The 24,260-nt window shown below is 56.4% G+C and carries 25 protein-coding genes; 5 read left to right on the forward strand and 20 right to left on the reverse strand.

From position 1 onward, the window contains the following. Positions 1-4 precede the first annotated feature (4 nt). The 4 genes from EI185_RS11135 to EI185_RS11150 are packed head-to-tail and all read right to left on the reverse strand — an operon-like array spanning position 5 to position 3,448. Positions 5-991 (reverse strand): vWA domain-containing protein, encoded by a 987-nt coding sequence (locus EI185_RS11135; RefSeq protein WP_124705231.1) that lies wholly within the window; start codon positions 989-991, stop codon positions 5-7. Further along, positions 988-1,479, reverse strand: coding sequence for a DUF4381 domain-containing protein (locus EI185_RS11140; RefSeq protein WP_189836378.1), 492 nt, complete (start codon positions 1,477-1,479; stop codon positions 988-990). The genes EI185_RS11135 and EI185_RS11140 overlap by 4 nt, the downstream gene beginning before the upstream one ends. Further along, on the reverse strand, positions 1,476-2,471 hold the full coding sequence (locus tag EI185_RS11145; protein WP_124705233.1) for a DUF58 domain-containing protein: 996 nt from the start codon (positions 2,469-2,471) through the stop codon (positions 1,476-1,478). The genes EI185_RS11140 and EI185_RS11145 overlap by 4 nt, the downstream gene beginning before the upstream one ends. Next, entirely contained in the window at positions 2,468-3,448 is a 981-nt protein-coding gene (locus EI185_RS11150) for an AAA family ATPase (protein ID WP_124705234.1), read from the reverse strand. Before EI185_RS11150 ends, EI185_RS11145 begins: the two co-directional genes overlap by 4 nt. Before the next feature lie 170 nt (positions 3,449-3,618). Between EI185_RS11150 and EI185_RS11155 the strand changes: the two genes are divergently transcribed. Together EI185_RS11155 and EI185_RS11160 are read left to right on the forward strand one after the other, a co-directional pair. Further along, positions 3,619-4,428: a polyphosphate kinase 2 family protein gene (locus EI185_RS11155; protein ID WP_124705235.1), complete on the forward strand. Its 810-nt coding sequence runs from the start codon at positions 3,619-3,621 to the stop codon at positions 4,426-4,428. 91 nt (positions 4,429-4,519) lie between these two features. Then, positions 4,520-5,092 carry a cytochrome b/b6 domain-containing protein gene (locus tag EI185_RS11160; RefSeq protein WP_124705236.1) on the forward strand — a complete coding sequence of 191 codons (573 nt, stop codon included), beginning with the start codon at positions 4,520-4,522 and terminating at the stop codon, positions 5,090-5,092. A gap of 43 nt (positions 5,093-5,135) precedes the next feature. Here EI185_RS11160 and EI185_RS11165 read toward each other — a convergent pair whose 3' ends face one another. The 3 genes from EI185_RS11165 to EI185_RS11175 all read right to left on the reverse strand — a co-directional run bounded on the left by EI185_RS11165 (position 5,136) and on the right by EI185_RS11175 (position 9,321). Continuing rightward, positions 5,136-7,457, reverse strand: coding sequence for a thioredoxin domain-containing protein (locus EI185_RS11165; RefSeq protein ID WP_189836379.1), 2,322 nt, complete (start codon positions 7,455-7,457; stop codon positions 5,136-5,138). 218 nt (positions 7,458-7,675) lie between these two features. After that, entirely contained in the window at positions 7,676-8,101 is a 426-nt protein-coding gene (gene arfB, locus EI185_RS11170) for an alternative ribosome rescue aminoacyl-tRNA hydrolase ArfB (protein WP_124705238.1), read from the reverse strand. Further along, positions 8,098-9,321: an FGGY-family carbohydrate kinase gene (locus EI185_RS11175; RefSeq protein ID WP_124705239.1), complete on the reverse strand. Its 1,224-nt coding sequence runs from the start codon at positions 9,319-9,321 to the stop codon at positions 8,098-8,100. Before EI185_RS11175 ends, arfB begins: the two co-directional genes overlap by 4 nt. Positions 9,322-9,387: 66 nt before the next feature. On the opposite strand from EI185_RS11175, the gene smc reads away from it, so the two are divergent. Both smc and EI185_RS11185 read left to right on the forward strand, forming a co-directional pair. Next, a complete protein-coding gene (gene smc / locus EI185_RS11180) occupies positions 9,388-12,894 on the forward strand; it encodes a chromosome segregation protein SMC (RefSeq protein WP_124705240.1) in 3,507 nt (1,168 codons plus the stop codon). 20 nt (positions 12,895-12,914) lie between these two features. Beyond that, complete coding sequence (locus EI185_RS11185) at positions 12,915-13,112, forward strand: hypothetical protein (RefSeq protein WP_124705241.1); 198 nt, start codon at positions 12,915-12,917, stop codon at positions 13,110-13,112. Between the two features lie 534 nt (positions 13,113-13,646). Here EI185_RS11185 and EI185_RS11190 read toward each other — a convergent pair. From EI185_RS11190 to EI185_RS11250, 13 genes are all read right to left on the reverse strand, one after another. Then, positions 13,647-15,476, reverse strand: coding sequence for a phage tail tape measure protein (locus tag EI185_RS11190; RefSeq protein ID WP_124705242.1), 1,830 nt, complete (start codon positions 15,474-15,476; stop codon positions 13,647-13,649). Positions 15,477-15,653: 177 nt separating this feature from the next. Beyond that, positions 15,654-15,977: a phage tail assembly protein gene (locus EI185_RS11195; protein ID WP_124705243.1), complete on the reverse strand. Its 324-nt coding sequence runs from the start codon at positions 15,975-15,977 to the stop codon at positions 15,654-15,656. Beyond that, the gene (locus EI185_RS11200; protein WP_124705244.1) at positions 15,974-16,225 is read right to left on the reverse strand and encodes a hypothetical protein; all 252 of its coding nucleotides are present in this window, start codon (positions 16,223-16,225) and stop codon (positions 15,974-15,976) included. The genes EI185_RS11195 and EI185_RS11200 overlap by 4 nt, the downstream gene beginning before the upstream one ends. Then, a complete protein-coding gene (locus EI185_RS11205) occupies positions 16,222-16,743 on the reverse strand; it encodes a hypothetical protein (RefSeq protein WP_124705245.1) in 522 nt (173 codons plus the stop codon). Before EI185_RS11205 ends, EI185_RS11200 begins: the two co-directional genes overlap by 4 nt. 10 nt (positions 16,744-16,753) lie before the next feature. Beyond that, positions 16,754-17,506, reverse strand: coding sequence for a hypothetical protein (locus tag EI185_RS11210; protein WP_124705246.1), 753 nt, complete (start codon positions 17,504-17,506; stop codon positions 16,754-16,756). Between the two features lie 8 nt (positions 17,507-17,514). Next, positions 17,515-17,916, reverse strand: coding sequence for a Mor transcription activator family protein (locus EI185_RS11215; RefSeq protein ID WP_124705247.1), 402 nt, complete (start codon positions 17,914-17,916; stop codon positions 17,515-17,517). Between the two features lie 253 nt (positions 17,917-18,169). Continuing rightward, positions 18,170-18,667 (reverse strand): hypothetical protein, encoded by a 498-nt coding sequence (locus EI185_RS11220; RefSeq protein WP_124705248.1) that lies wholly within the window; start codon positions 18,665-18,667, stop codon positions 18,170-18,172. Positions 18,668-18,876: 209 nt separating this feature from the next. Beyond that, positions 18,877-19,143: a hypothetical protein gene (locus tag EI185_RS11225; protein WP_124705249.1), complete on the reverse strand. Its 267-nt coding sequence runs from the start codon at positions 19,141-19,143 to the stop codon at positions 18,877-18,879. A gap of 70 nt (positions 19,144-19,213) precedes the next feature. Further along, complete coding sequence (locus tag EI185_RS11230) at positions 19,214-19,654, reverse strand: regulatory protein GemA (RefSeq protein WP_189836380.1); 441 nt, start codon at positions 19,652-19,654, stop codon at positions 19,214-19,216. 74 nt (positions 19,655-19,728) lie between these two features. Next, the gene (locus EI185_RS11235) at positions 19,729-20,739 is read right to left on the reverse strand and encodes an AAA family ATPase (protein WP_124705251.1); all 1,011 of its coding nucleotides are present in this window, start codon (positions 20,737-20,739) and stop codon (positions 19,729-19,731) included. A gap of 84 nt (positions 20,740-20,823) precedes the next feature. Then, positions 20,824-22,980 (reverse strand): transposase domain-containing protein, encoded by a 2,157-nt coding sequence (locus tag EI185_RS11240; RefSeq protein WP_189836381.1) that lies wholly within the window; start codon positions 22,978-22,980, stop codon positions 20,824-20,826. A gap of 30 nt (positions 22,981-23,010) precedes the next feature. Beyond that, entirely contained in the window at positions 23,011-23,307 is a 297-nt protein-coding gene (locus EI185_RS11245; protein ID WP_124705253.1) for a hypothetical protein, read from the reverse strand. Next, positions 23,304-23,522, reverse strand: a complete 219-nt coding sequence (locus EI185_RS11250; protein WP_124705254.1) for a DNA-binding protein — start codon at positions 23,520-23,522, stop codon at positions 23,304-23,306. The genes EI185_RS11245 and EI185_RS11250 overlap by 4 nt, the downstream gene beginning before the upstream one ends. Before the next feature lie 69 nt (positions 23,523-23,591). On the opposite strand from EI185_RS11250, the gene EI185_RS11255 reads away from it, so the two are divergent. Next, entirely contained in the window at positions 23,592-24,206 is a 615-nt protein-coding gene (locus EI185_RS11255; protein WP_189836382.1) for a helix-turn-helix domain-containing protein, read from the forward strand. The last annotated feature ends 54 nt before the right edge of the window (positions 24,207-24,260 follow it).

Raw genomic sequence — 24,260 nt, forward strand, 5'->3', positions numbered from 1 at the left:
GGCTTCATCTCCTTCGCGCAATTGGCAGCACGAGCAATCCGGCCAGCAATAGGCTGAAGGCCAGAGGCCAGTAGAACAATGTCTTGTGCGGACGGAAAGTCTGCTTCTGCTGATCGAGCGGTTGCAGCTTATCCAGGATGCTGTAGATCTGGTTCAGCTGTTCGGTGTCGCGGGCACGAAAATAGCGCCCGCCGGTTTCCTTGGCGATAGCGCGCAGCGTATCTTCATCGAGGTCGCTGGACGGGTTGACGCTTTGCATGCCGAACAACGAAGGCACCTGCATCTCACTGGCACCGATGCCGATGGTATAGATCGTGACGCCTTCCTTGGCAGCCAATTCTGCCGCCTTGAGCGGTGTCAATTCGCCCGTGTTGCTGACGCCGTCGGTGAGCAGGATCAGCACCTTGTTGCCCTGCTGCAGTTCGCGCAGGCGTTTTACCGCCAGGCCGATGGCATCGCCGATCGCCGTTTGCTCGCCGGCCAGACCGATGGCGGCCTCGTCAAGCATGTCGTGCACCGTCTTGCGGTCGAAAGTCAGCGGGGTTTGCAAATACGCTTGGGTGCCGAACAGGATCAATCCGATGCGGTCGCCGACGCGCCGGTCTATGAAGTCGCCGGCGATCTCCTTGATGGCATCGAGGCGGCTGACGCGCTGCCCGTTAATGGCGAAATCTGGGGTTTGCATGCTGCCGGAGAGGTCCACCGCCAGCATCAGGTCGCGTCCGCCGACTGGCAAGTCGATGGGGTCGCCCACCCATACCGGCCGCGCTGCAGCTGTCACCAGCAGCAACCAGGCCAAGGCGCCGATCCATGCACGGCCGCGCCACAGCGCCAGCCTGGCCGGTTTTGAAGCGCTTTCCAGGGCAAACGGATCAAGCCCGGGTACGCGCAGTGCGGCTTCCTTGACTGCATCGGCGCGCGGCAGCAGAAAACGCACCAAAAGCGGCAGCGGTAAAACGAGAAAAAGCCACGGCCATTCGAAGCTGATCATTTCTTGCCTCTCGGCAGCTTCTTCAGCCAGCGCTCGGCCAGCGCAAACAAGGCGCTCAGCGTGCCCGAATCGATAGCCATTTCCGGGCGATACGGAATGCTGGTTAACAGACACCCGGCGTCCGATTGAAACGCGGCGTTTTCACCCAGGCCGCGATCTAGGAAGACAAGCCATGCATCACCGCTGAGTGCCGCCACCTCTGCGCGGGGAAACCGGCTCACCGCTACACGGCGCAGCAGGATAGACAGTTCGCTCACCACGGCTCGATGCGTGGATTGTTGCGACGCATGCTGTTCACGCAGGCGGGTCAGTTCCATCAATGCAAAACGGCGCCAGTGGTTGCGGTTACGCAGCCGATGCACGGCATATAAAATACCCGTCACCAGCAGGACAATCGCAAGCAGCAGCCACCATCCCGGTGCCGGCGGCCACCAGGAGATGCGCGCGGGCAGATGAATATCATGCAGCTGGCTCAATGCCGGATTCATCTGCGCATCCCCAATCCGCCTCGAAGTGCTGCCAGCGGGTTTTCGGCGGTGGTCAGCGACAGCAGGGTCATGCCATAGCGGCGGCATAGCTGTTGCAGCACAGCCTGTTGCTGGATAAAACCCTCACGGTAGCGCTCGCGCAACTGCGTATCCTCGGTTGCCAGGGCCAGGAAACGCTCGCCATCGCTCACCCGGTAATGTCCGGGCGGCGGCAGCTCGGCCTCCAGCGGATCGTGGATGTCGGCGAGAATGAGATCGCTATGTCGGGATAGCCGGGCCAGATGCGCGCTTCCCTGTCCATTGAGGCGAGCAAAGTCACTGATCAGGATAATCAGGCTGCCCGGCTGCGCTACCCGGCGCAGCCGCACCAGCGTCTGGTTCAGGGCATTGGCAGCCGACAGTGCATCATTGGGAGCAGCGCGCTGTTGCCAGGCGGCATGCTTGGCAATCTGGCTCAGCACGTGCAGCAGGGCAGCTTTGCCGCGCTTGGGGCGCAGTTCGATATGCGTTGTTTCGGAGAACAGCAGGGCGCCGAGCCGGTCGCCCTGGCTCACGGCACGCCACCCCAGCAGGGCCGCCGCCTGGGCAGCGCGCACCGCCTTGAATGCGCCCTGGGTGGCAAAAAACATGGTGTGGCGCAAGTCAACCCAGAGCAGCACGGCACGCTCGCGTTCTTCGCGAAACAGCTTGGTATGCGGGCGGCCGGTACGAGCGGTGACGCGCCAATCGAGTATCCTCACATCGTCGCCCTGCATGTAGGGGCGCACCTCATCGAACTCCATGCCGCGTCCCTTGAATGGTGAACGGTAGCCGCCGCTGACTGGGGAACGAATCCGCCCGGGCTGGAGCACTAGGGATTCTGCATCGTGATGCAGGGCAATCAGGGAAGACAGGCTGACCCGTACCACGCCATCGTCTGGACTTGGCGTGCCTGCAGGAATGGAAGACCGATCAGCAAAGGCGGGCTGGTGGCGCCCGAACGCGGGAATCATGGTACCGGAATCAGGTCGATCAGTTTCTCGATAAAGTGATCGGGGGTGTGACCGTCGGCCTCTGCCTCATAGCTCAATAAAACGCGATGGCGCAGCACATCGAAAGCCAGCGCCTGGATATCTTCGGGCCCCACATAGGTGCGTCCCGCCAGCCACGCATGGGCGCGCGCGCATCGGTCGAGGGCGATCGTGGCGCGCGGACTGGCCCCCCACTGCACCCAGCTGCCCAGGTCGGCGCTGTAGGATGAAGGGTTGCGGGTGGCCAGAATAATCTCGACCAGATAACGTTCCAGATTGTCGGCCATGTAAACCTCTAGCACCTCCTGGCGCGCAGCGAGCAGGGTTTGCTGACTGAGTCTGGTCACCGGAGGCGCTGTCTTGCGCAGTTGTTGCACTGCTTCAGCGCGCGCCAGTTGCAGTATCTGTCGTTCGGCTTCGGCCTTTGGATAATCGACCTTCACATGCAGCAGGAAACGGTCGAGTTGCGCTTCCGGCAGCGGGTAGGTGCCTTCCTGCTCGATGGGATTCTGGGTGGCCATGACCAAAAAAAGTGTGGGCAACGGATAGGTCGTGGTACCCACGGTGATTTGCCGCTCCGCCATGGCTTCCAGCAGCGCCGATTGCACCTTTGCCGGCGCCCGGTTCACCTCGTCGGCCAGCACCAGATTGTGGAACAGCGGACCGCGCTGAAACTGGAACGAACCATCCTGCGGGCGAAAAATATCGGTGCCGGTGAGATCGGCGGGTAACAGATCGGGCGTGAATTGCACGCGATGAAAGTCAGCCTCAATCCCTTCACTCAGGACTTTAATGGCGCGCGTTTTGGCAAGACCGGGTGCACCTTCGACCAATAGGTGACCATCGGCGAGCAGCGCTATCAGCAGCCGTTCCACCAGGATTTCCTGACCGATGATGTGTTGCGAAACATGTTGTTGCAGTGACTGAAACGCCTGGTGAGCAAGTGAATTTCCCGACATGGCAATGGTGTCCAATTTGGTGGTGGATGCTATGGATAGCAGGACTCACGAGTTTTTAGATAGTTCCGTAACCTCGATGCAATTCGATTGCCGTTAAAAAGCTCAAAGTCCATATTTATGGCTATTATTGGGATATTCAGGCGAAGCAGAATTTTAAAAGACACTCACAAATGAACACCAAACTCTACGAAATAAAACCCGGCAACAAATTCAAGCTGAGTCAGTTCGAATCCGACGACAAGTCGCTCATCAATGGCGACAAGGATAACGCCAGGGAAGAGCTGGAAGCCTTGCGCGTCAGGCTCGAATCCCTGCAGGAATTGCTTTACGCGGAAAGCAAACACAAGTTGCTCATCGTGTTGCAGGCAATGGACACCGCAGGCAAGGATTCCACTATTCGCATGGTGTTCGATGGCGTCAATCCGCAAGGTGTCAAAGTCGCCAGTTTCAAAGCACCTACAGCGGAGGAGCTGGCGCATGACTTTTTGTGGCGCATCCACGCAAAAACACCCGCCAGGGGCGAAATCGTCATTTTTAATCGCAGCCACTATGAAGACGTGCTGATTACCCGCGTCAACGGCTGGATTGACGCCGATACCTGCAAGGCGCGTTATCAACAGATCAATGAGTTCGAAAAATATCTTGTCGAAAATGGCACCACGATACTGAAGTTTTATCTGCATATATCCAAGGATGAACAGAAACAACGCCTGATCGAGCGCCGCGATACGCCGAGCAAACAATGGAAGTTCAATCCCAGCGACCTCGCCAGCCGAGCCCAGTGGGGTGACTATATGGATGCCTATACCGATGCTATCTCCGCCACCAGCACCAGGCACGCGCCGTGGTTTATCGTGCCTGCCAATTCGAAATTGCAGCGCAATCTGGTTATTTCCAATGTGATTTGCGATACGCTGGAAGGTCTGAAAATGGAATATCCGAAAGCTGCAGAGGGGCTGGAGAAAATCGTTGTGGCGTAACATCTGGATTTCGATGCCACCCAGCATGTAACTCCCCGCTCATTCATTTGAATGAAAATCGAAAACACCAATCTATCAATCAGGAGTACGCATGACTTACAGCCGCACAACACGCATTCTGCATTCATTGATCGCTCTGACCATTACCTTTCAGCTTATTGTCAGCCTGGTGATGGAACATCCGGCAAACAAGCGACCGATGAGTCAGGCCGGCGCATTCTGGTTCGAATGGCATGAATGGGTGGGTCTGGCTGCAATGGCCGTCTTGCTGGTGAGCTGGATTTACCGGCTGGCGAATTTCAAACGCGAAGGACAAGGACAGCTGTTTCCATGGACGAATGCTGCAGGTCGCAAGGCGTTGACGACCGAAACCGGCCATTTTCTGACGTTGAAATGGAAAGCACTGGCGGATACCGGGCCGCTGGCCGGAACGATACACGGTCTGGGACTGTTGATTGCCACGGCCATGGCAGTCACCGGCAGCATCCTTTACATCGGCTTATGGCCTGATGATGTCGTGACCCCCAATGTGCACACTATGATGGAAGTTCATTCGACCCTGGCAACCGTCATGTGGATTTATCTGTATGGCCACGTGATCATAGCCTTATGGCATCAGTTCGCCGGTCATGCCAGCATCGCCAAAATGTTCAGCTGGCGTTGAGTCTTTTGTCGCATGGCTCATGATCATGGCAAGCCCATTCTTTTCACTGGACCGGTACCGCCACGGTTGCCGGAGCCAGGCACACCTTGTCGTTGCAGGCCTGGATACGCAGGCTTGCGCTAACTGGTTGTCGAAGCGCTTTTTGCGGCAATTGTCCGAATAGCGTGATACGACCCTCGTACACCGCGATACCTTGCGGCGCAAACGGGGCCTTGAACATCTGCGCTGCCGGGTATTTTATTTTCAGCTCCGGATATTCCGCGAGCAAAAATTGCGTGGGGATCAGATTGGGGTCGGAAGCCGGATTGGCATTGATGTGATAGCCCGCTTCGATATCAATGGTCACAATCAGATCGGCGCCGGTACTGGATGGCACAAGACGCGCCGTGGTGCTTACATGATCGGCGGAATTCGGAAACCCCGGCGTCGCTGTTTTGGCTGTATCTGACGAAGCCGTTTTCTGCAGCGCAGTAATCAACGGCGGCTGGTTTAGCGGAGCCAGTAGAGCGCCCCAATTGAAGGGATCCGCAGCGACTTGCGCCGACAGCGATGAGAGTTCCCGGCGCGCGGCACCTGCATAACGAGCATCGCCGGTGGCGATGGACAACTCCAGTAGCAGCACGATGGAAGAAGACTGCCCCGACGGCAGCACTGAATCCCCCTCCGCCGGAGGAGAGAGCAGTAAATCGCTCTGATCCTGGGTTTCTACAAACTGGCCATCGGGCCGGGCAAAGCGTTGCAGCATGGCATCGGCAATCTGGCGGGAACGTGCCAGCCACACGGCATCGCCGGTTTGCTGGTGCAGCGTCAGGCAGGCCTGTCCTAGCAAGGCGTAGTCGTCCAGGAAGCCGCTGCCGCCGGGGCGGCCTGCAAAGAATTGATGCTTGAGATCGCCTGTTGCCGGATCGAAAGTGTGTTGCCAAAGCCAGTCGGCATTGTGCTGTGCAACCTTGGTCAGCGCAGGATCGTGCAGCCAGTGACCGGCTTGGGCAAAACCGATGATTGCCAGCGCATTGATGGCGGTGACGATCTTTTCGTCGCGGGCGGGTTGAGTACGTTTCTGGCGCGCGCTCAGCAGCTTGTCCCGCAGTGGCCGTAACATTTCGATGGCCGTTGCCAATTGGTTTTTTTGTGCCAATTTCTGAGCCTGGTCGCGTTGCAGGCGCAGCACGTTACCCTCGGGCTGCTTATGTCCTGCTGGCGCCGGCGGCATCGGGACCAACTGATACAGCGTCAGGAAACGCTGCGTATCAGCGACCCCCAGTATCGCTTCGATCTGCTGATGCGTCCATATGTAACTGGCGCCTTCGCTGCCATCTACTTCGGCATCCTGCGCGCTATAAAATCCGCCGCCCGGTGCTTGCATCTCAGTTGTCATGTAGTGTGCGGTGCGCAACGCAACCTGCCGGTACAGCGGGTTTTTGGTGATTGCATAGGCGTGTGCATACAGACCGAGTAGCTGCGCATTGTCGTAGAGCATTTTCTCGAAATGCGGAATGGACCAGCTCGGCTCGATGCTGTAGCGATGGAAGCCGCCTCCCAGCTGATCCATGACGCCGCCTTCAGCCATGGCCTCCAGCGTCTGCGTGGCCATGCCTTGCACTTTGGCATCACGATTGAGCGTGCCGGTACTCAATAGCATCGACAGCAGCGGCGATTGCGGGAACTTGCTGGCACGCACGCCGACACCCGCATCAAATACATCGAAGTTGCTTGCGGCCTCGGCAATCGCCCTATCCCGCCATTGCTGCGGCGCCAGGGCTACCGAGCCTGCCGTAGCGGAACCGCGCTCGGTTTGCTGCAAAGCCAGATAAACCTGATCTGCCAGTGCCACAACTTCGGCGTGATCTTCAATCCAGGCATGGTGCATGCTTTTCAATAGCGCCGGGAACCCGGGCAGCTTGCCCTGATCCTGCGGCGGGAAATAGCTGCCCGCATAGAAGGGCTTGAGATCCGGGGTGAGAAATACATTATTGGGCCACCCGCCGCCACCGGTCATGATCTGAGTAGCCAGCATGTAGATGCGGTCGATGTCCGGACGCTGCTCGCGATCCACCTTGATGTTGATGAACCATTGATTCATCAGTTTGGCGATCTCCGGGTTGGAATAGATTTCACGCTCGGCCACATGGCACCAGTAGCAGGTGGAATAGCCGATAGAGACGAAGATCGGCTTGTTCTCGCGCCGGGCTGCTTCCAGCGCATCCGGCCCCCACGGGTACCAATCCACCGGATTGTGCGCGTGCAGCAGCAGATACGGATCACGGCTGTGGATCAGGCAGTTGGTATAGGTCTTGCCGTCAAACGTTACAGCGGGGGTAGTGGGTGACGGCGATGCTGTCGGCGCCGCATTTGCGCGCGTCATCCAAACTCCTGTCCCAGTCAGCAGCATCGCTAACATGAACCCGAACAGCATCAAACTGCGTCTCTGCCATATCAGTGAGCCTTGGTTATGCAACCGAACCGCATTCTGTAGGGCAAGTATCATTTTTCGCCTCGACCTGATTCTATTTATTAGCGACAGCTTAGCAGCGTCAAATCCGCCTGTTAATTATTGAAGAGGCCGGTTAACAGATCCGATGATCACCCATCCGATGGTCCCACTGACCTGCGTTGTTTTTTAGTATCGCCGTGCTTCTGCTTGCTTTCCAGCCGGCGTCTTTGCGAAGCCCGGGTCGGCTTGGTTGCGCGGCGCAGTTCGGGGACTTCGGTGGCGCGACGGATGAGTTCAACCAGGCGCACCCGTGCGTCGTCGCGGTTGCGGCCCTGAGTGCGAAAACGCTGGGCTTCGATGGTGAGTATGCCTTCCTGATTGATGCGCCGGCCAGCCAGCACGGTCAGCCGGGCGCGCACCGCCTCGGGCAGAGAAGGGGAACGAGCGACATCGAAGCGCAACTGTACCGCCGACGATACTTTATTGACGTTCTGACCGCCCGGGCCGGAGGCGCGGATAAATTGTTCCTGGATTTCGCTGTCAGGGATCGAGAGTGTGCGGGTAATGTGGATCATGGGAAGGATTTTACGCCTGCCTGGGCCAGCCTGGCCGCGCCGAATGCGGCCTCACCCTGTTGAGCCGTTTCGACGGGCACTCCCAGCTGCTTTTCGCGGATGTGGCGCCAGACTTCATTTTTGCTACCACCCCCGGCGCTGATCACGCGCCGCAATGGCGTTGCACCCAATTCGGCCAGTCTGGCATAGCCCAGGGCTTCGATGCGTGCGATGCCTTCCAGCATGCCGTGCAGGAATCGCACGTCGTCCACCGGGCGCGGTTCCAGGCGCGGCAGCAACGCCGGGGCGTGAACGGGAAAGCGCTCGCCGGGCCGGGGCAAGGGATAGTAGTCGAGCCCGCTTGGCTGGTCGGGATGGATTTTCATGCTCAGTTCTACCAGAGCGGCATCGGTGAAAAATTGGCGCAACACACCACCGCCGCTATTGGATGCGCCGCCCGCCAGCCATAAATTGCCGAAGCGGTGGCTGTATACCCCATATTCGACGGATTCGACCCGCGTCGTCGAGAGCAGCTTCAGTACCAGGGTGGTGCCCAGCGAAGTGACGGCGTCACCGGGTTGTGCAACGCCAGTGGCAATGAAGGCGGCAATGCTGTCGGTGGTGCCTGCGCGCACGATGCAGGCAGGATTGACATTGAAATGGCGTGCCGGGTGGCGGTTGATGCGGGCTAGCGGGGTGCCGGGTGGGACCACGCGCGGCAACAGTTGCGCTATCGGCAGCGCCTGTATCCAGGCCGGCCAGTCCAGGGTGCACGGGTCAAAACCGGTTTTGAGTGCGTTATGGTAATCGCTCATGCCGCCAACGCCAGTCAACAGCGCGGCCAGCCAGTCGGCCTGGTGCAGGAAATAGCGTGCGTGAACCGTGCCTGCCTGTTGCATCAGCCACATGCCTTTGGCGAGGCTGCCTGGTAATGGCACGCCATCCGTCCCCGCACTGGCACGCGTATCGTTATAGAGCAAAGCCGGTGCCAGCGGCTCCAGTGCGTCATCGGCCAGCAGCACGGTGCCGGAGGTGCCATCTACGGCAATGGCGGCCAGCGCTGCCCGTTGCGCACGTGGTATTTGCGCCAGCAGATCGAACAGGGCTGCGCGCCAGTCAGCAGTATCCTGTTGTTGCGGAACAACATATTTGACGCTTGCCTCGAAAGCCACGCCGCCGGCAGCATTGATGACACAGGCTCGCGCACCCGATGTGCCAAAATCCAGTCCAAGGTAAAACATCAATCGCGTCCGATTCAGGTAAAATTACAAAAATATAAAAACCATTCTCGCATCACTTCGTAAAAATTGCGTTTAACCGCCATCAAACTTGCCGGGTTCAAATCCTTTGTTGACCCCACTCACATCCCCATTGTCGGCCAGATGGTCGGTGTGGTGGGACCGAATGGCTGCGGCAAATCCAATGTGATCGACGCGGTACGCTGGGTGCTGGGTGAATCGCAGGCCAAGCAGTTGCGCGGCGAATCCATGCAGGACGTGATTTTCAACGGCTCCGGCACGCGCAAGCCGGTGTCGCGGGCGTCCGTTGAACTGGTGTTCGACAACAGCTTGGGGCGCGCGGCCGGACAATGGACGCAGTATGCCGAAATATCGGTCAAGCGCGTGTTGAACCGCAACGGCGATTCCAGTTACTACGTCAATAACCAGCATGTGCGGCGCCGCGACCTGACCGATATTTTCCTCGGCACCGGCCTCGGCACCAAGACTTCCTACGCCATTATCGAGCAAGGCATGATTTCGCGCATCATCGAAGCCAAGCCGGATGAGTTGCGCGGCTTTCTGGAAGAAGCGGCAGGCATCTCCAAATACAAGGAACGCCGCCGCGAGACCGAATCCCGGCTGAAGGACACACGCGAAAACCTGCTGCGCGTGGATGACATCCGGCGCGAACTCACCGAACAGATAGTCCGTCTGCAGACGCAGGCGCTGGTGGCGCAGCAATACCTTGCACTGCAAACCGAACTGAAAAACGCGCAGCAAATGCTGTGGCTGGTCAAAAAACGCGACGCGCAGGCCGCGCGCGAACGCTTTACGCGCCAGATCGAGGAGACGGGCAGGCAAATCGAGGCGCAAACTGCGCAATTGCGCCAGACCGAGCTGCAAATCGAGGAAACCCGCACCGCGCACTATGCCGCCACCGATGCACTGAACACCGCGCAGGGTGATTTTTACGCTGCGTCTGCGGAAGTCTCGCGACTGGAGCAAAATTTGCGCCATCTCGCCGACACGCGTGCGCGCCTGGCTGCCCAAATCCATCATCTCACCGAACAGCGCGACAGCCTGGAAAAACAGCACAACGACATGGCTGCCAGCCTGACGCAATGGCAACAACGTTTGCAGGACACGGACGCCGCGCTGGCAGACGCCGAAATCGAATCTGCCGAGGCCAGCAACACGCTGCCCGAGGTGGAAAGCCTGCTTGCCGATACCCAACGGCGTGTTGCCGATTTGCAGCGCGAACTATCGCTCAGCGAACAATCGCACCAGATCGACGAAACTCATCACCAGCACAGCGCAAAAACCCTGCAGCAGCTGGAATCGCGCCATACTCGCCTGACTCACGAGCAGCGCGGCCTGCCTGAGCCCGACCGCGTGGCGCTGGGCACCGCCGAGGCTGAGCTCGAAACCATTACCGAGACATTGGAAAATCTGCGCGAACAGACTGACGCGGCCCAGCAGCATCTTCCAGCGCTGGAAGCTCAGCGCCAGCAACTGCGCGCGCAACTGGAAAATGTCACGCGCCGCCTGCATCAGGCCGAAGGCCAACTTGCCGGCCTCAACAAGATTCAGGCGCATCTGGATGCCGATACCAAATTGGATGGTTGGCTCAATCGACACCAGCTCGCCTCGCTGCCGCGTCTGTGGCAACAAATCGAGGTGGAAACCGGCTGGGAAACCGCTCTGGAAGCGGTTCTGCGGGAACGCATCAATGCACTGGCGGAACCCGGCTCGAATGTATCCAGTGTCCTCAATGACATTCCTCCCAGCCGCGTGAGTTTTTATGATCCGCACACAGTGCCAGCCACTTCCGCCAGTACCCTGCTGCCCACACTTGTGGATAAAGTGCGATGGAAAACAGGGCAGGGCGGGGCACTGGCGGACTGGATAGGCGAAGTTTATGTGGCCGACACCGCAGCGGCAGCGCTGGCGTTACGCGATCAATTGCCTGCCCATGCTCAGCTGGTATGCCCGGAAGGCCACATATTCACGCGTCATACGCTGAGCTTTCATGCCGAACAGTCCGCCGTGCAAGGGGTGCTGGCAAGACAGAAGGATATCGAACGGCTAACCGTCGAGACGGAAGAATCGGCGCTGCAAAAGGAAGCACTGGCTGAACAACTGGCACAAAGCGAAGATGCGTTGCGCCATGCGCAACAAAATCTCAGCGTCTTGCGCAACCAGTTCAACCAGACCCAGCAACGCCAGCATCAATTGCAGATGGACACAATGCGCGCGCAACAGGCGCTGGAGCGCGTCACCCAGCGCAGCGCACAAATTACCGCCGAACTGGCCGAAGTAGAAGCACTGATGGAACAGGAGCGTATTGAACAGCAGGCCGCCAGCGAACGCTTACACGAGCACCGCACCCAGGCTGGCTTTGTACGCGAGCATCTGGATGATGCGCGACGCGCGCGCAGTGATGCTGAAAACCTGCTCAACCAGAAACGCGAAGCGCAGCGTTTAAGCGATCGTAAATTGCAGGAAATTCGCTTTACGCTGCAATCATGTGACAACAAAATCAATGACCTGAATAACGCAATTAAACTTAATTCAGAGAACAAAAACCGACTCAGCGAACAACTGGCTCAGCTTGGTATCGAGCAAGCCCGCATCGACGAATCGGACCAGCAAGCAGCCCTGCAACAAGCTATTGCCGAGCGCCAGGCACAAGAACATGCGCTGGCCTCGCGCCGCAATGAACTGGAAGCCGCCACCGCCCAATTGCGCACGCTGGAAGAAGCGCGCATGCGCCTCGAACAAGGCTTAACTCCCTTGCGTAACCGCATGGAGGAATTGCGTTTAAATGAGCAAGAGTCACGACTACTTGAAGTGCAATGTGAAGAACAACTGAGCGCTTTGCAGGCAGATGAAGCCAGCCTGCTTGCCAGTCTGGAAAAGGGTGCCAAAGTCAGCGGACTGAATGCAGAAATTGCGCGACTGGGCAGCGCGATCGAAGATCTGGGCGCTGTCAATCTGGCTGCACTGGATGAACTACAACACGCGCAGGAGCGCGAAACCTATCTGATAGCGCAAGGTGACGATCTGAACCAGGCCATCGCTACTCTGGAATCAGCCATCCAGAAAATCGACGCTGAGACGCGCGAATTGCTCAAAACCACGTTTGATACCGTCAACCAGTCCATGTCCGAGTTATTTACCACGCTATTCGGCGGCGGCCAGGCGCAACTGATTTTGACCGGAGAAGAATTGCTCGACGCCGGCGTGCAGGTGTTTGCCCAGCCGCCCGGCAAGAAAAACAGCTCGATACACCTTTTGTCGGGCGGCGAAAAAGCCCTGACTGCGCTGTCGCTGGTGTTCGCCCTGTTCAAGCTCACTCCGGCGCCATTCTGCCTGCTGGACGAAGTGGATGCCCCGCTGGACGACAGCAATACGGAGCGTTACGCCCGCCTGGTCAAGCAGATGTCCGAGCACGTGCAGTTCCTGTTCATCACGCATAACCGCATCACCATGGAAGCCGCGCACCAGTTGATCGGCGTCACCATGCAGGAATCCGGTGTTTCGCGCACAGTGACCGTGGATCTGGAACAGGCTGCCAATCTCGCCGCCGCTTGACCACCCTATGGAATTGACGCATGACCTATGAAGAGTACCTGGACGAAGTCACCACGCTGATTACTGAATTGTTCGGCCTGAGTGATGATGCGGCGATCAAGCTGGTCATGCAGGCTCAGGCGGATGATTTTTTCGTCCAGCACGATGAAGTCCCGGCGCTGCGCAACCAGGATCAAGCTCAGCGCGATGCAACATCCATTTTCAAGCGCAAGGTGTGACAAGCAGCGGTACAAGGTGCGGTAACGCACAGATCACGCCGACTTAAAAAGATAAGCTTGCCAAAAGTTTCGCAAACGAATTTTAATATGCTGAGACAAGCATTGGCGGTATTGTTGAGCGCAGACGAGCCAGGAAAAAGCCGCCCTGTTCGCCATCCATAACTTCGCATAATGTATATTATGTTAAATAATGTAATTTATTGAAGCGATGTGGATCCAGCGAGTAAAATGCGTGACGGCGGACACATGGTCTGAAACATCGGGACACATGGAATGAAACATTCCAAACCGTCTGTCCATGTGCAAAGCTACTTAACACCCTGTGCCAAATAGCGCGCAAATAACAAGGCCGAGAGATACTCGGCCTTTGTTTTACTGCTACCGCCTGCGCGGCTCTGTGGCCGTGGTTTGCGGTTTCCCCATGTGTGCCATATTGCGGGCGCATCCAAGGTTATGGCGCACTTCTCGCCTTGATTGCATAGCCCAGCGGACCCCAGTCCGCTTAAATTCGAATCATTGGTATCGGTTTAACAATCAATGCCGCTTTGCCTGGCTGGCGTTGTGGCCGTTGACCACGGTAGCGACCTGCTTGCCGTCGATGTGGATATTGATGGTTTGCTTGGCGTGCGCAATGCCATCGAGCACTTGCTTGAGCTGCTGAAAATCATAGCCCTTGGTGGCATTCACCAGCGAATCCCCGCCAAACGCGCGCAGCTGCTTGTCGATCTCGGCACGCTTCGCTTTGCGTGCCTCGTCATCCATGCGCTGCTGCTCCTGGAGCTTGGACAAGCGCTGGTATGCCTCATGTGCCTGATAGGCAGAATAGGCGACCGTCGCTGCAACCGCAACGGGTAGGCCAGCGGCCACCAATGGCAGCGCTTTGGCCGCCTTGGTTGCTGTACCGCTGCCGCCAGGCACGCCTGGAATCGCAGGTACGCCGGCGGGCTTCGGCCCCGAAAATAGCCGCCCTATGCCAGCCGCCGCTGTGAATGCGCCAACTGCAACAGTTGCGGCATACAGCGCAGCAGTGAATCCAGGGAAGGCTTCAGCGCCTTTGTTAACGCCGTCCAGTAAAAAACCAAGCGGCTTATCGAGTGCGCCCAATGTATCCATCGCCGCCAAAGCTTTCTTATTGCCTACCTGCTCGGCTTTGTAATCCAGGGTGTCGGCAACCGTGCCAAAACTGGTTTCCCCTTCCTTGCCATTTTCAGCCGTTACCGTTTTTTTGATCTGTCCATACTTGTCTTTTTGCTGAATCATGGCGATCAAGGCCATAAGCGCCTGGCGATCCTGCACGGTGTTACCAATACCTTTTGCCATCATGAGATCGGCCATCGCACCATAAGTATCGCCTTGCTCTGTCCCCGTTTGCTTTTCGGATTTAGCCCGAAGCTCCAGATATTTCTTGTCTTTTTCACCAACGGTACTGACTAACGCGACAAATGCGTCGAGTGGGTTCATTCCTTTCGCACGTGCAGCAGCCAAGCTGCCGGATAGATCAATCCCGAGTTTTTTAAAATCTTTGGAAGTATCTTGGGAGTTGATCTTGGCCAGCAGATTAACCAAATTATTGCCCGCCTCATCAGCACTACCCGCAGTGATGCGCGATACTTGATTGGCAGAAACAAGTGCTTCAAATCCCTTCATCCCCTTCATGCCCTGACCGCCAGCCAATGCCATCTCTTGAGGCAGCCATTTGGCCATGTCATTGAGCTCGAATCCGCCCTCCTGCCCGCCCTTGATTGCCTTTGATAACATCGCTGGAATTTGCGCATCTGTAATTCCCATGCTCTGCTTGGCAGCAATCACGATCTTGGCAAGGTCCTGGGGATCGGCCCCTGTTCCAGTAGCGTATTTTTGCAGCGTTGGCAGCAGGCTAAGCGAGCTGTTAATGCCAGCCTGGCCCTGACCCATCGCGCCCGAACCGATCAATTCATTCAGTGTTTCCGCCGCCTGTTCGGGCGTCCCGCCACCTTGCTTCACAGCACTGCGAATGGCCGCATCCATTTTGGATTTACCAGCAATCCTGCCAGCCACATCACGGTCGGAATAAGCAGTATTGGCCATAATCGCCAGGCGACGGTCATAAGCCATCGGACGTTCAGCGGCGCTTTTCAGTACATAGCCGCCTGCGAATGCAGCAGCACCAACCTGGCCCACTTTTTGTAACACCGAAATAGATGCCTTGGCAGCGCCCTGCATGGAACGCAAGGCTGCTGTCATACGCTCGATCGCGGTGGGTTTGATCCGCCTCGTGGCGTTAGCAATCCTATCCATGGATTTCGCCACGTTGCTGGATTCCTGCTGCACGGATTTCATGGCGGACTTCAAGCCCACGCTCATCTGGTCATTGAGCTTGAGCAATAGCTGCAATTCCAGGTTATTTGACACGCTTTTTCCGCCTTGTACTGGTGTAGGTTTTAGTATTTCCGTCTGATGACGGATTGCTGCGCGGGCCCGACAGCACGTCTATGATCGCTGCCGCGTGAGCCTCGGTTAACAGGTGTGGATCGGGATATCCATGATGACGCAGCACCATCTCTAACTCGGTGTAAGGCTTGAGCTTTGACTCAAGCCTTTCTGCTTTTTTCCAACCTCATCCTGCGCGGCGAAGATCGGTTCGATGTCATCTTCTGGCAACGCCAGCAACAACTCGCCTGTAATCTCTTGCTTTTCCAGCGTACCGAGCGATTCAATCTGTGCGGCCGCCTTGAACATACGCAAGCGCAAATTGGATGATTCGGGTCCGGCGGTTTCGATAGCTTCAATAGCGTCGGCAATCGTCGGGGCACGCATCACAAAATCGCGATGCGTAACGCCGTCGCGCTCTACTCCAAAATTCAGCGAACCATTGACCGTAATCATTCAATCACCTCGCGTAGCCCAGCCGGGCGAATCGTAAATTTCTTCATAGTTAAAGCCTCGCTTACCTTGTTGATGATTTCACAGCGAGTGGCCTTGGAATGCTCCACAGACGCCGCAAGACGATCAGCCAAGCTGGGCCCATCGCCATATAGAAACTTTGATAACGTGGGGTTCCCAAGCTCGGACAGCTGCTTTCCGAGTTGACCAACCGCCGCGAGCTCCAGGTGCAGTCTACGGGTGCTGTTCATGCGACAGCACCCACTGCTTCACAGAAGCTGCACCCAGCCACGGTTTGATAAAGGTGGATGCGTCGGAGATGCCCCAAAGCGTTTTGGCAGGCTTGCCATTCATGCTGCTGTGCCTGGTCAGTCGGCCCATTCATGCCCGCGAGAGATTCAGAGAAACTGGCGTCCCCTTTCGTGTATTCGGCCATATGATCAGGATTCCGCTTGAGGTAATCGAATATGTGTCCCATCGCCTCTTTCACTGGCAATTTTTCATGCGCCGCATATTCGTAAACCCACTCCGCCAATTCAAGTTCTTCCGGCGTGAGTACAACACCATCGGGCAACTTCACGGTGCTCATGTTCCTGGAGCGGCCAAAGGCCCTTCCAATGGCTCTGTCACGTTCCCATGCCGCGTCGATTTCGCTTGGCGAACGGCGTTGTACGGAGGCCAGCTTGTCAGCCAGGGCACCGAGTTTGTCTGCATGCTGGCCTGCCGTGAGTTTCTTCTGCTGGGTCGGCTGGGCAAAGGTCAAGACCATGATCCACTCCTTAAATCAGCGTAACGCCGCTTGCCCGCAACTCTTCCAGCAAGTCATCAGCGGCTTGGTTGGTCGCGCCGCTGACGTATGCCAGGGAGTCGCTAAAAATGGAATCCGGCCAGTTCGGATTGAATTGCCCCTCACAAGCGGGAAGCTGAAACACAGGCAGGTTGATTGGCACGCCGCCACTGATGATTCCTGCCGGTTTCAAGCCCTTGCTCTTGAGCAGCCCATCCAGCGCGGTCAGGCGCAGATAAGCCGCTTTTACCGCAAGCGCTGCCTTAACATATTCACGGCAAGTGGTTTCAGCCTGGTTCATCACCACGGCGCGAAGAAGGCTCGTATCCCTGCTATGCAGGGCATGCAATTTCCCCTGGGCTTCTGCCAATTTGCGCTGGAGGCCGGCAACCGCTTGCGACGCTTCATTCGCAATGCGCTTTGCTGTTGCCAAAGCTTCTTGGTGAGCCTTTTTCTCGGCCTCGCTCTTCGTATCGAAAGCCTGTACCTCGCCGTGAGTTGCCTGGCCGACAGCTACGGCAGCCAATAGGTCTTCACGGGTGCGGGAGAGATGCTCGATGCTCGGCACAGCGGCCGCCGCTTCGCGGACTTCTCGCTGCTTGGTGGCGATCAAGTCTTCGAGGTTGATGATGGTGTTGCCCAGGCATTCGATATCTACCTGGTGAGCCAGCAGCAGGGAAAGCTCGGGCTGCTTGCTGGTGGCTTTCTGGCCGTTATTCCCGGCCGTTTTCGGTGTCATGTTCATGGGGATTCTCATTTTGGTGATTGATTTAAAATCTCTCGGATGCTTCTTTCTGTCAGCCGATACTTGAGGGCAAGTTGGCGGTGCGATATGCCCAACGCGCGATCAGCAAAAATCAGCGTGTTACGCTGCCGGATAAGCAGCTTGACGCCACGGGGAATTTCCACGGACAAACCGCTAAATTCCCCTGCCAATTTTTGCGCGATTTCCTGCCCCAGCAATTGGCACAAGGGATGTTCTGGCTTGATCGTGGCCGGTAGGTACAGGCGTGTTCCGCCGTATTGCGTAACCAGCTTGGCGGTGGCTTCTTCGCCGATAAGCTGACAAACGTCCTGAAAGACGCCAATGTAATTAACTGCCCGGGCTCGGGGTAAAACAAAACTTCGCATGCCGTTCCCATCGCTTCGATTCATGGCGGTATTGTTTCCGCATGAGGGCGTTGGGTTAAGGCGGAAATCCTACCGGGAAGGATTTCCGCCTATTGAGGCGGGGAGGATCGGGAAGAGAATGAGGACTGGCGCGCCGTGTTTCTGTCTACCACCTACCCTTCCCGGAGGCAGAACCGTCAACGGCGCGCCTTCTCAAAGGCTGGTTTGGCGGGGCTACTGCTTCGTTAGATTTACTGGTCATCAATCAGAATATCAAGCAATCCCCCCCGCCGGGGGGTCACCGCTTCCCATCACTGTCACTTGCCATTTCCAGGGCACGCCCAAGATGGCCGTTCACAATTGCCAGCAGCGCATATAAATCATCCCGATTAACCATGTCCAGACCCGACTCATTAGCTGGCACGTACGCGGTCGGGACAAGCAGGCCCTTGATGGCATTCATCGCGCGGTGAGTTTCATGGGCTGCATCAATGGCGTCAATATGGCGTCTATCAGAGCTTTCCTGCATTTTTTTGCGTTCCTGCCACTCCAGGTCGGCTTCTGAATTCATCTCGACCAGTATCTCAAGAAGATCTTGTCGCGCTGCGGGATCTCCGTCCGGTATTGCGCTGGGCTGGATTGATTTGGCTCGCTGCTTGAATTCCAGCAGGTCAGCCAACCCGGTACGGTGGTTGCGGCTGCATTTGTCACCAGCATCTGTAATGCATTCTGGAGATTGGCTGGCAGAATAAACTGGGGCGTCTGTTTCGGGCGTTGTGGTGGTACGGTCAGTCATGGATATTTACCTGGTAAGTGGTTGTATTTTCCGCTTCACGCTATAAAACGGGTGAACGGAACCGTGTAGGTTGGGTAGACCGGATACAGACCTTCCTCGCCTGTTGCGTTAAAAACGCCAGAAAAGCCCATTAAAGCGTTTTTACTGTTCCAGACCATCTCGGCCTCAACCTGTAAAAACACCCCCGTTAACCACCCGTTAAATTGCGTCTAATGCGGTGTTTTATTGGCCTCTTGCCTTGGTCTGGCTATTTCCTTGTCAGCACCCAAACCATGGCCATCTAACACGGCATCAAAAAAGGGCTTGCTGAGGATTTCCAGCAGTTGCGCGATCCCGTCGAAGGTGCTCTCATCGAGATGATCTTTGTCAACGTTGCGCATTAGGTCGCCCAGTGCGGCCAGCCCAGCAGTGGCGTTTTCCATGCTATAGAACAGTTCGCTGTTGATGGATACTTCGTTACGCTTTACTTCACTCATCTTATTTCTCCTTGGTTGCACGTTCGTTTTTTCGTTCAATCCAGTTACCCAATGCTGCAATGACACGCTTTTACTTTTCGCGCTTGTTTTGCTTGTATCTCAGCCACCTTTCCAGTCCGTTCATGATGTTCGAAATGCCGTCACGCGTGAGAAAACGCGGGTTTTCCACCTTGGCGATTCTCTTGCAGAAGGTGACAAAGGCGGGATCATCGGGCTTGCCGGTCAAGCCGCATTTTTTCGCCAGCCCCAGGGCGGCGCTCCATTGCCTTCGGGTGGGCCGATCCGGGCCGCTGCCGCCTGGCGGCGAGGTGACAGCCCCGGCTTGATCCAGTGCGCCCAGGTCGCGCAATTCATCAGCAAGGGCGGATAGTTCAGCCTCGCTGCAATCCTTGCAGCTGCGCTTGCCGGTGTGCCTTTCCAGCCAGGCGCGGTATAGATCATCCTCCCAGCCAAGGCGCTTTTGGCCGATTTTGATAAGCTGGATCAGGCGGTTTTTCCCGGTTCGTTTCATTCCATTTGTCCGCATGCTTACGCCCCCCTAACCTTTTCTCTTATCGATTAATGCCGAAAATTTAACTGGTGGCATCACCAGCCCCTCAAGGTTGATATGTCGATAACGTCGAAATCAAGTAGCGAGCGCTTAAAGCCGGATACCATAGCGCGCAACTGGCCGGGCCCCGTTCCACGTTCCACGCACCATTCACGCTCTTCCTTGCCCGATACACCCCAGGCTGCCATGACAAGATCAATGTCGTGTTCGGTAACGCTTTTGACCTCCACGCGCCATTCCTTCATGCGGCTCAATAGCTGATCGTGTTTGCCGCCTGATATGCGCCGGTACACCTCGCCATTGTTGAGTAAGGCAATGCCGAATAACCCCTTGTCCACATAGCGGCGCAACCCATTCACGATACGAATGCCGTGCTCGAGCTTGGCGTCCGCGAGATGTTGTGCTTCATCAATAATCAGTATTCCGCCTAGGCCGCGCGTCTTTTCTTCTATGTGGAAATCGATCTCGAAGTCATTCCTTGACTTGTCATGGCGGTACTGACTATCCACATTTGCAGCAATCATCGACAAAACAGCCCTGGTCGTCAGCCCGAATTCACTCAACCCAACAGACCAGACAGGGCAATCCAATCCTTCCTCCTTGCGACAGCGGTTTATATATTCATCCAACGCCTGTGTTTTACCCGCGCCAGCCGGTACGCATATATCGACCATCGCCGGTACGCGGCGCGCCATCTTGAAACCCTTGAAAACTGATTGCATGACACTAGTTTCGACTCGACCCGGATTACGTTTTTTTTCTTCCATGCGATCTGCATCAAGCCCTGCAAAGTATGTTTCCAGGACGCTTTCTATTTTGTCTGCCATAGACTGATCGCCAATGCGTCCGCGACTGCCATCGCGCCACCATTCGGGATTGGCTGCCCATTTTTCCAAGTGTCCTGCCACAAATGCTGGCCCGGCTTCATTCGCGATCCGTTCCAGCGTGAAGCCGTTTGATATTTCATCAATCATGCGGTTTTTAAGCCGCTCCCATCGTTCAAGGTCAATTTCCTGTTTGATCGGATCATCTATTTCAGATAGCATTTGAACTCCTCTCTGTTTCACCAGCGCCAGCGGGTTTCCGTCCCGCAAAACGCACCAAAAAGCACTGCCAACGCCGTCCAGGTTTCAGCCTGTACGGCGTTTTCTCTCGCCTTCCTCCTTTCTTGCATCGTTTTCTTCCTTGATCCGTTGCAACTCTTCGCGGCGGCCTTTCTCGGCTTCACGCTTGCGCGACGCCTCCTTTTCCGCGGCTTCGCGCCTTTCCGCTACAGCGCGCGCCAAGGCTTCCCGACGTTCCGAAGTCGCGGCATCCGGCCCGGCGCCTTTCAGCTCAGGAGGCGCGCGCCGGGCTTCGATCAACGGTGCGGACTGCGGGATACCCAAGGGGTTAAATGCTGATCCAGGCGCGGGAAGTGCCAGTGGCGATGCGGCATTGATGGCCTTTAGGGTGCCCTTGACGGGTTTCATGTACCCATTTTTTGCCTGAACGTGCGCTGCCGCTTGCTCGCTTGCCCCGGTAAACGGTAGGGCATCAATCGGCTTGCAGTCACATACATGGACATCGCCGTCATACACGGAGACCTGTGCAGCGGGGTTATCCGGGTGATACCAGACAGCATATTTTTTATCACGAGCAGCCAGAGACAGGGCCGCGAATTGCTCGCTCCAAAATCGCTTCTTCCCGTATCCCTCAATCTGGAATTCAAATGTCGCTTCGGCCTTGTCCGGTTTCACCATCTTGACGGCCATCAACAGCAGGCGCATATGGGCAGGATCGGGCTTGCGGATATCGGCGGTCGGCAGCATTTCCGCGTAAACTTCGGCCGGGGTGCGATTGTTCATGCCGTTGCCACGGTGCTTCTTTTCCATGTTGAAGTGGTGGAGCGCCTCTGCCAGCAAGGCACCAAGCAGCGCAATCGGCGCGGGCTTTTTCCCGTTGCAGTCTTCCGGTTTGGAAACCGTGTCCTTGCCAACGTAAGTGCCTTGAAACTCCTGGCGCTTGTCGAGATTGTCGGCAACCCACCTCCAAAATGATTCAATCGGCTTATCTCGCCCCCTGCCCGGTGGCGACCATTCCATTTTTACGCCCATTTGTGTTGCCACGCCCACAGGCTCAAACGGTTTCACGCCCCAGCGATAGCGGGTTTTCTGTTGACCGGTAAAAGTCTTGTTCGCATACTCCCGGCCGTTGTCGATCTTACATTTTCTCGGCACGGCGCCGCAGTTTTCAACCGCATCGCGGAAGCAGGCCATTACTAGTTCACCGCACGGGTCTTTGTAGCCCTTGGCCGATAGCACCAAACGGGTTCGCACCTCCCGCCATACCACGACAAACGGGCGGCCTGTGCTGCCATCTGGCCATTCACACCTTACGTCCATCCGGCGACCGTCCGATTCCCACATTTCATGCAACGCAAGGCTGCTGTAATCCCGCTCTACCGTCGGAAAACTCGCCTCTAGCGCCTTTGGTCCCTGCCTGCCCAGGATCACCAGCGGGGCCGGTTCGGCTGCCAAGCGGCGCGATACCGTTTTGTTACTGGGGATCATCCACCCCTTACCCTCGCCTTCCTTGCGCGCTAGGCGGACAAGAACAGAGGTTTTGGTTTCGCTCGTTGTCAGGTGCCGTGCCAGAATCCATTCGTAAGCCTCCTCGGTGAATTCCGCGTCCTTACCCTGCCCCACATAGCGCGGGGCCAACAGCGGCAACCAGTTTTCACGCGGATGCCCATCAACCCGGACGCGATAGCGCCAAAGCGTGGCCTTGGACGCGCCGAATTGCGCCTTGATTGAAGCTACCGCCATTTCAACGGAAACCCCTGAATCACGCATTTCATAAAATGAGTCAACGGCAGCCAGTGCTGCTTCGGCGCGGCGCTTAATCTTGCTGCCGTGCTTTTCGTAGGCAGCCCACAACAGGCTGTATTCCTCGGCAGACTCGACGATGTTCGGGTTACGGTGGGTTTGCTTCCTCACCAGCGTGGCCACCGGGCCAGATTGCAACGAAACTATGCTGTTCGGATTGATAAAAGGATTGACCTTCAAAGCTTCGATTGCCTGGCTGGGCGTGCTGGCCTGTTGTTTTGCCCATTCCTGTTGCGCTTTTTTGGTCAGACTGGAAAGGAGGATTTGGTAACTGCCGCGCCCGTCGGACTCGTCTTTTCTGGCGGTGTATTTGCCGGCTTTGACGTGACGTTGTAGAGTTTTCTTGGAAATGCCAGAAAGTGAGGCGACTTCACTTGTGGCAAGCCAAACCTCATTACCCTGAATATTTGCGTTATCCATATGATTCATTGTGTTTTTTTGTATGTCGCCTCACTGAGGCGATTGAGGCGACATTAGGGTTGTGGATTTCGCCTCAAGTCGCCTCACGTCGTGGCATGCTTTTCCGGCTTCTGTTTTCCCCTCGTTGAAGCGTCGCCAAATTTGCCAACCGCGATCATTGCCTGAAAAATAGGCATCGAATTCGACTGTCCCAGCCCGGTAAGGAACGTGGATACGGCGGCCTTCAATCTTGAACAGCAACACGTCAATAGCCCCCTGGCGATACACGATGCTTCGCTTGTCTCCATGAGCAAGGGCGGCATCCACAATTGCTTCGGCGCGGCTCATGATTGCGGCCCCTCGACAATCTCGCCATGTTTGATACCCAGCAAAACTGCGGCTTTGTGACTAACACCAATGCGCGCTTTCCGCCGATCGTTTAGCACTCCGTAAACCACGCTAGGCGGTAAGCCGTGATCTTTCGACCACTTTGAAATGCTAATTCCTTTGCTGGCGAAATCTGCCAGCACGTCTTCGCGGGTTTTAAGCTGTTTCGTTTCCATATAGCCTCCTGTTATGATGGGTAATCACATAATACGCATATGCGTACATTATGTACGAAATGTACGCATATGCGCACATTCGGTCAAGAGGTTTTTATGCCTGATTTTGGTAAACGGCTAAGGCAAGAGAGGCTGCGCCTTGGCTTCAGCCAAGCAATGTTTGCTGAAGCTTGCGGAATTAAAAGGACAGCTCAAACAACTTACGAGTCCGGGAAGCGCTCCCCGGATGTGGATTACCTTGAAGCGGCCGGAAATCTTGGCATTGATATTGATTACGTTATATTCGGTATTCCAAATCCAGAAACGCCTGTGGATTGTCCGTTTGTTCAGGAACAGCATCTTGATTTGCAATACGTTTTTACGCTACAACATTGCCGGGATCATGCGGCGGGGGAAGGTTTAACAAGCTCACCTATGGCCGTTCGATGGTGGAAGGCGTGCGATGAATGTCCGAAAAACCCGATTAAGCACGGCCTTCCTATTGCACAGACACCAGCGGATATAGACTGGCCTTTGCTCCTGGCATTACTAGAAGGGCTGGAAACGGCATTGCTAAGGGCGGGGCTGGCGATGGTGCCAGCGAAGAAAGCCCATGCCGTTGTAATGCTCTATCGCGCCTTCAAGGCCAGCGGCAAGGTCGATCAGAAGATCATTGAAGAAGCGGTCCAATTGGCAGCAGGCTGAGAGTTGCACCAGGTGGTTGTTTGCGTGGTGGTCGAATATGTCATTGCATAGCCA

The sequence above is a fragment of the Sulfuriferula multivorans genome (assembly GCF_003851125.1).
In the GTDB taxonomy this organism is placed as follows: domain Bacteria; phylum Pseudomonadota; class Gammaproteobacteria; order Burkholderiales; family Sulfuriferulaceae; genus Sulfuriferula; species Sulfuriferula multivorans.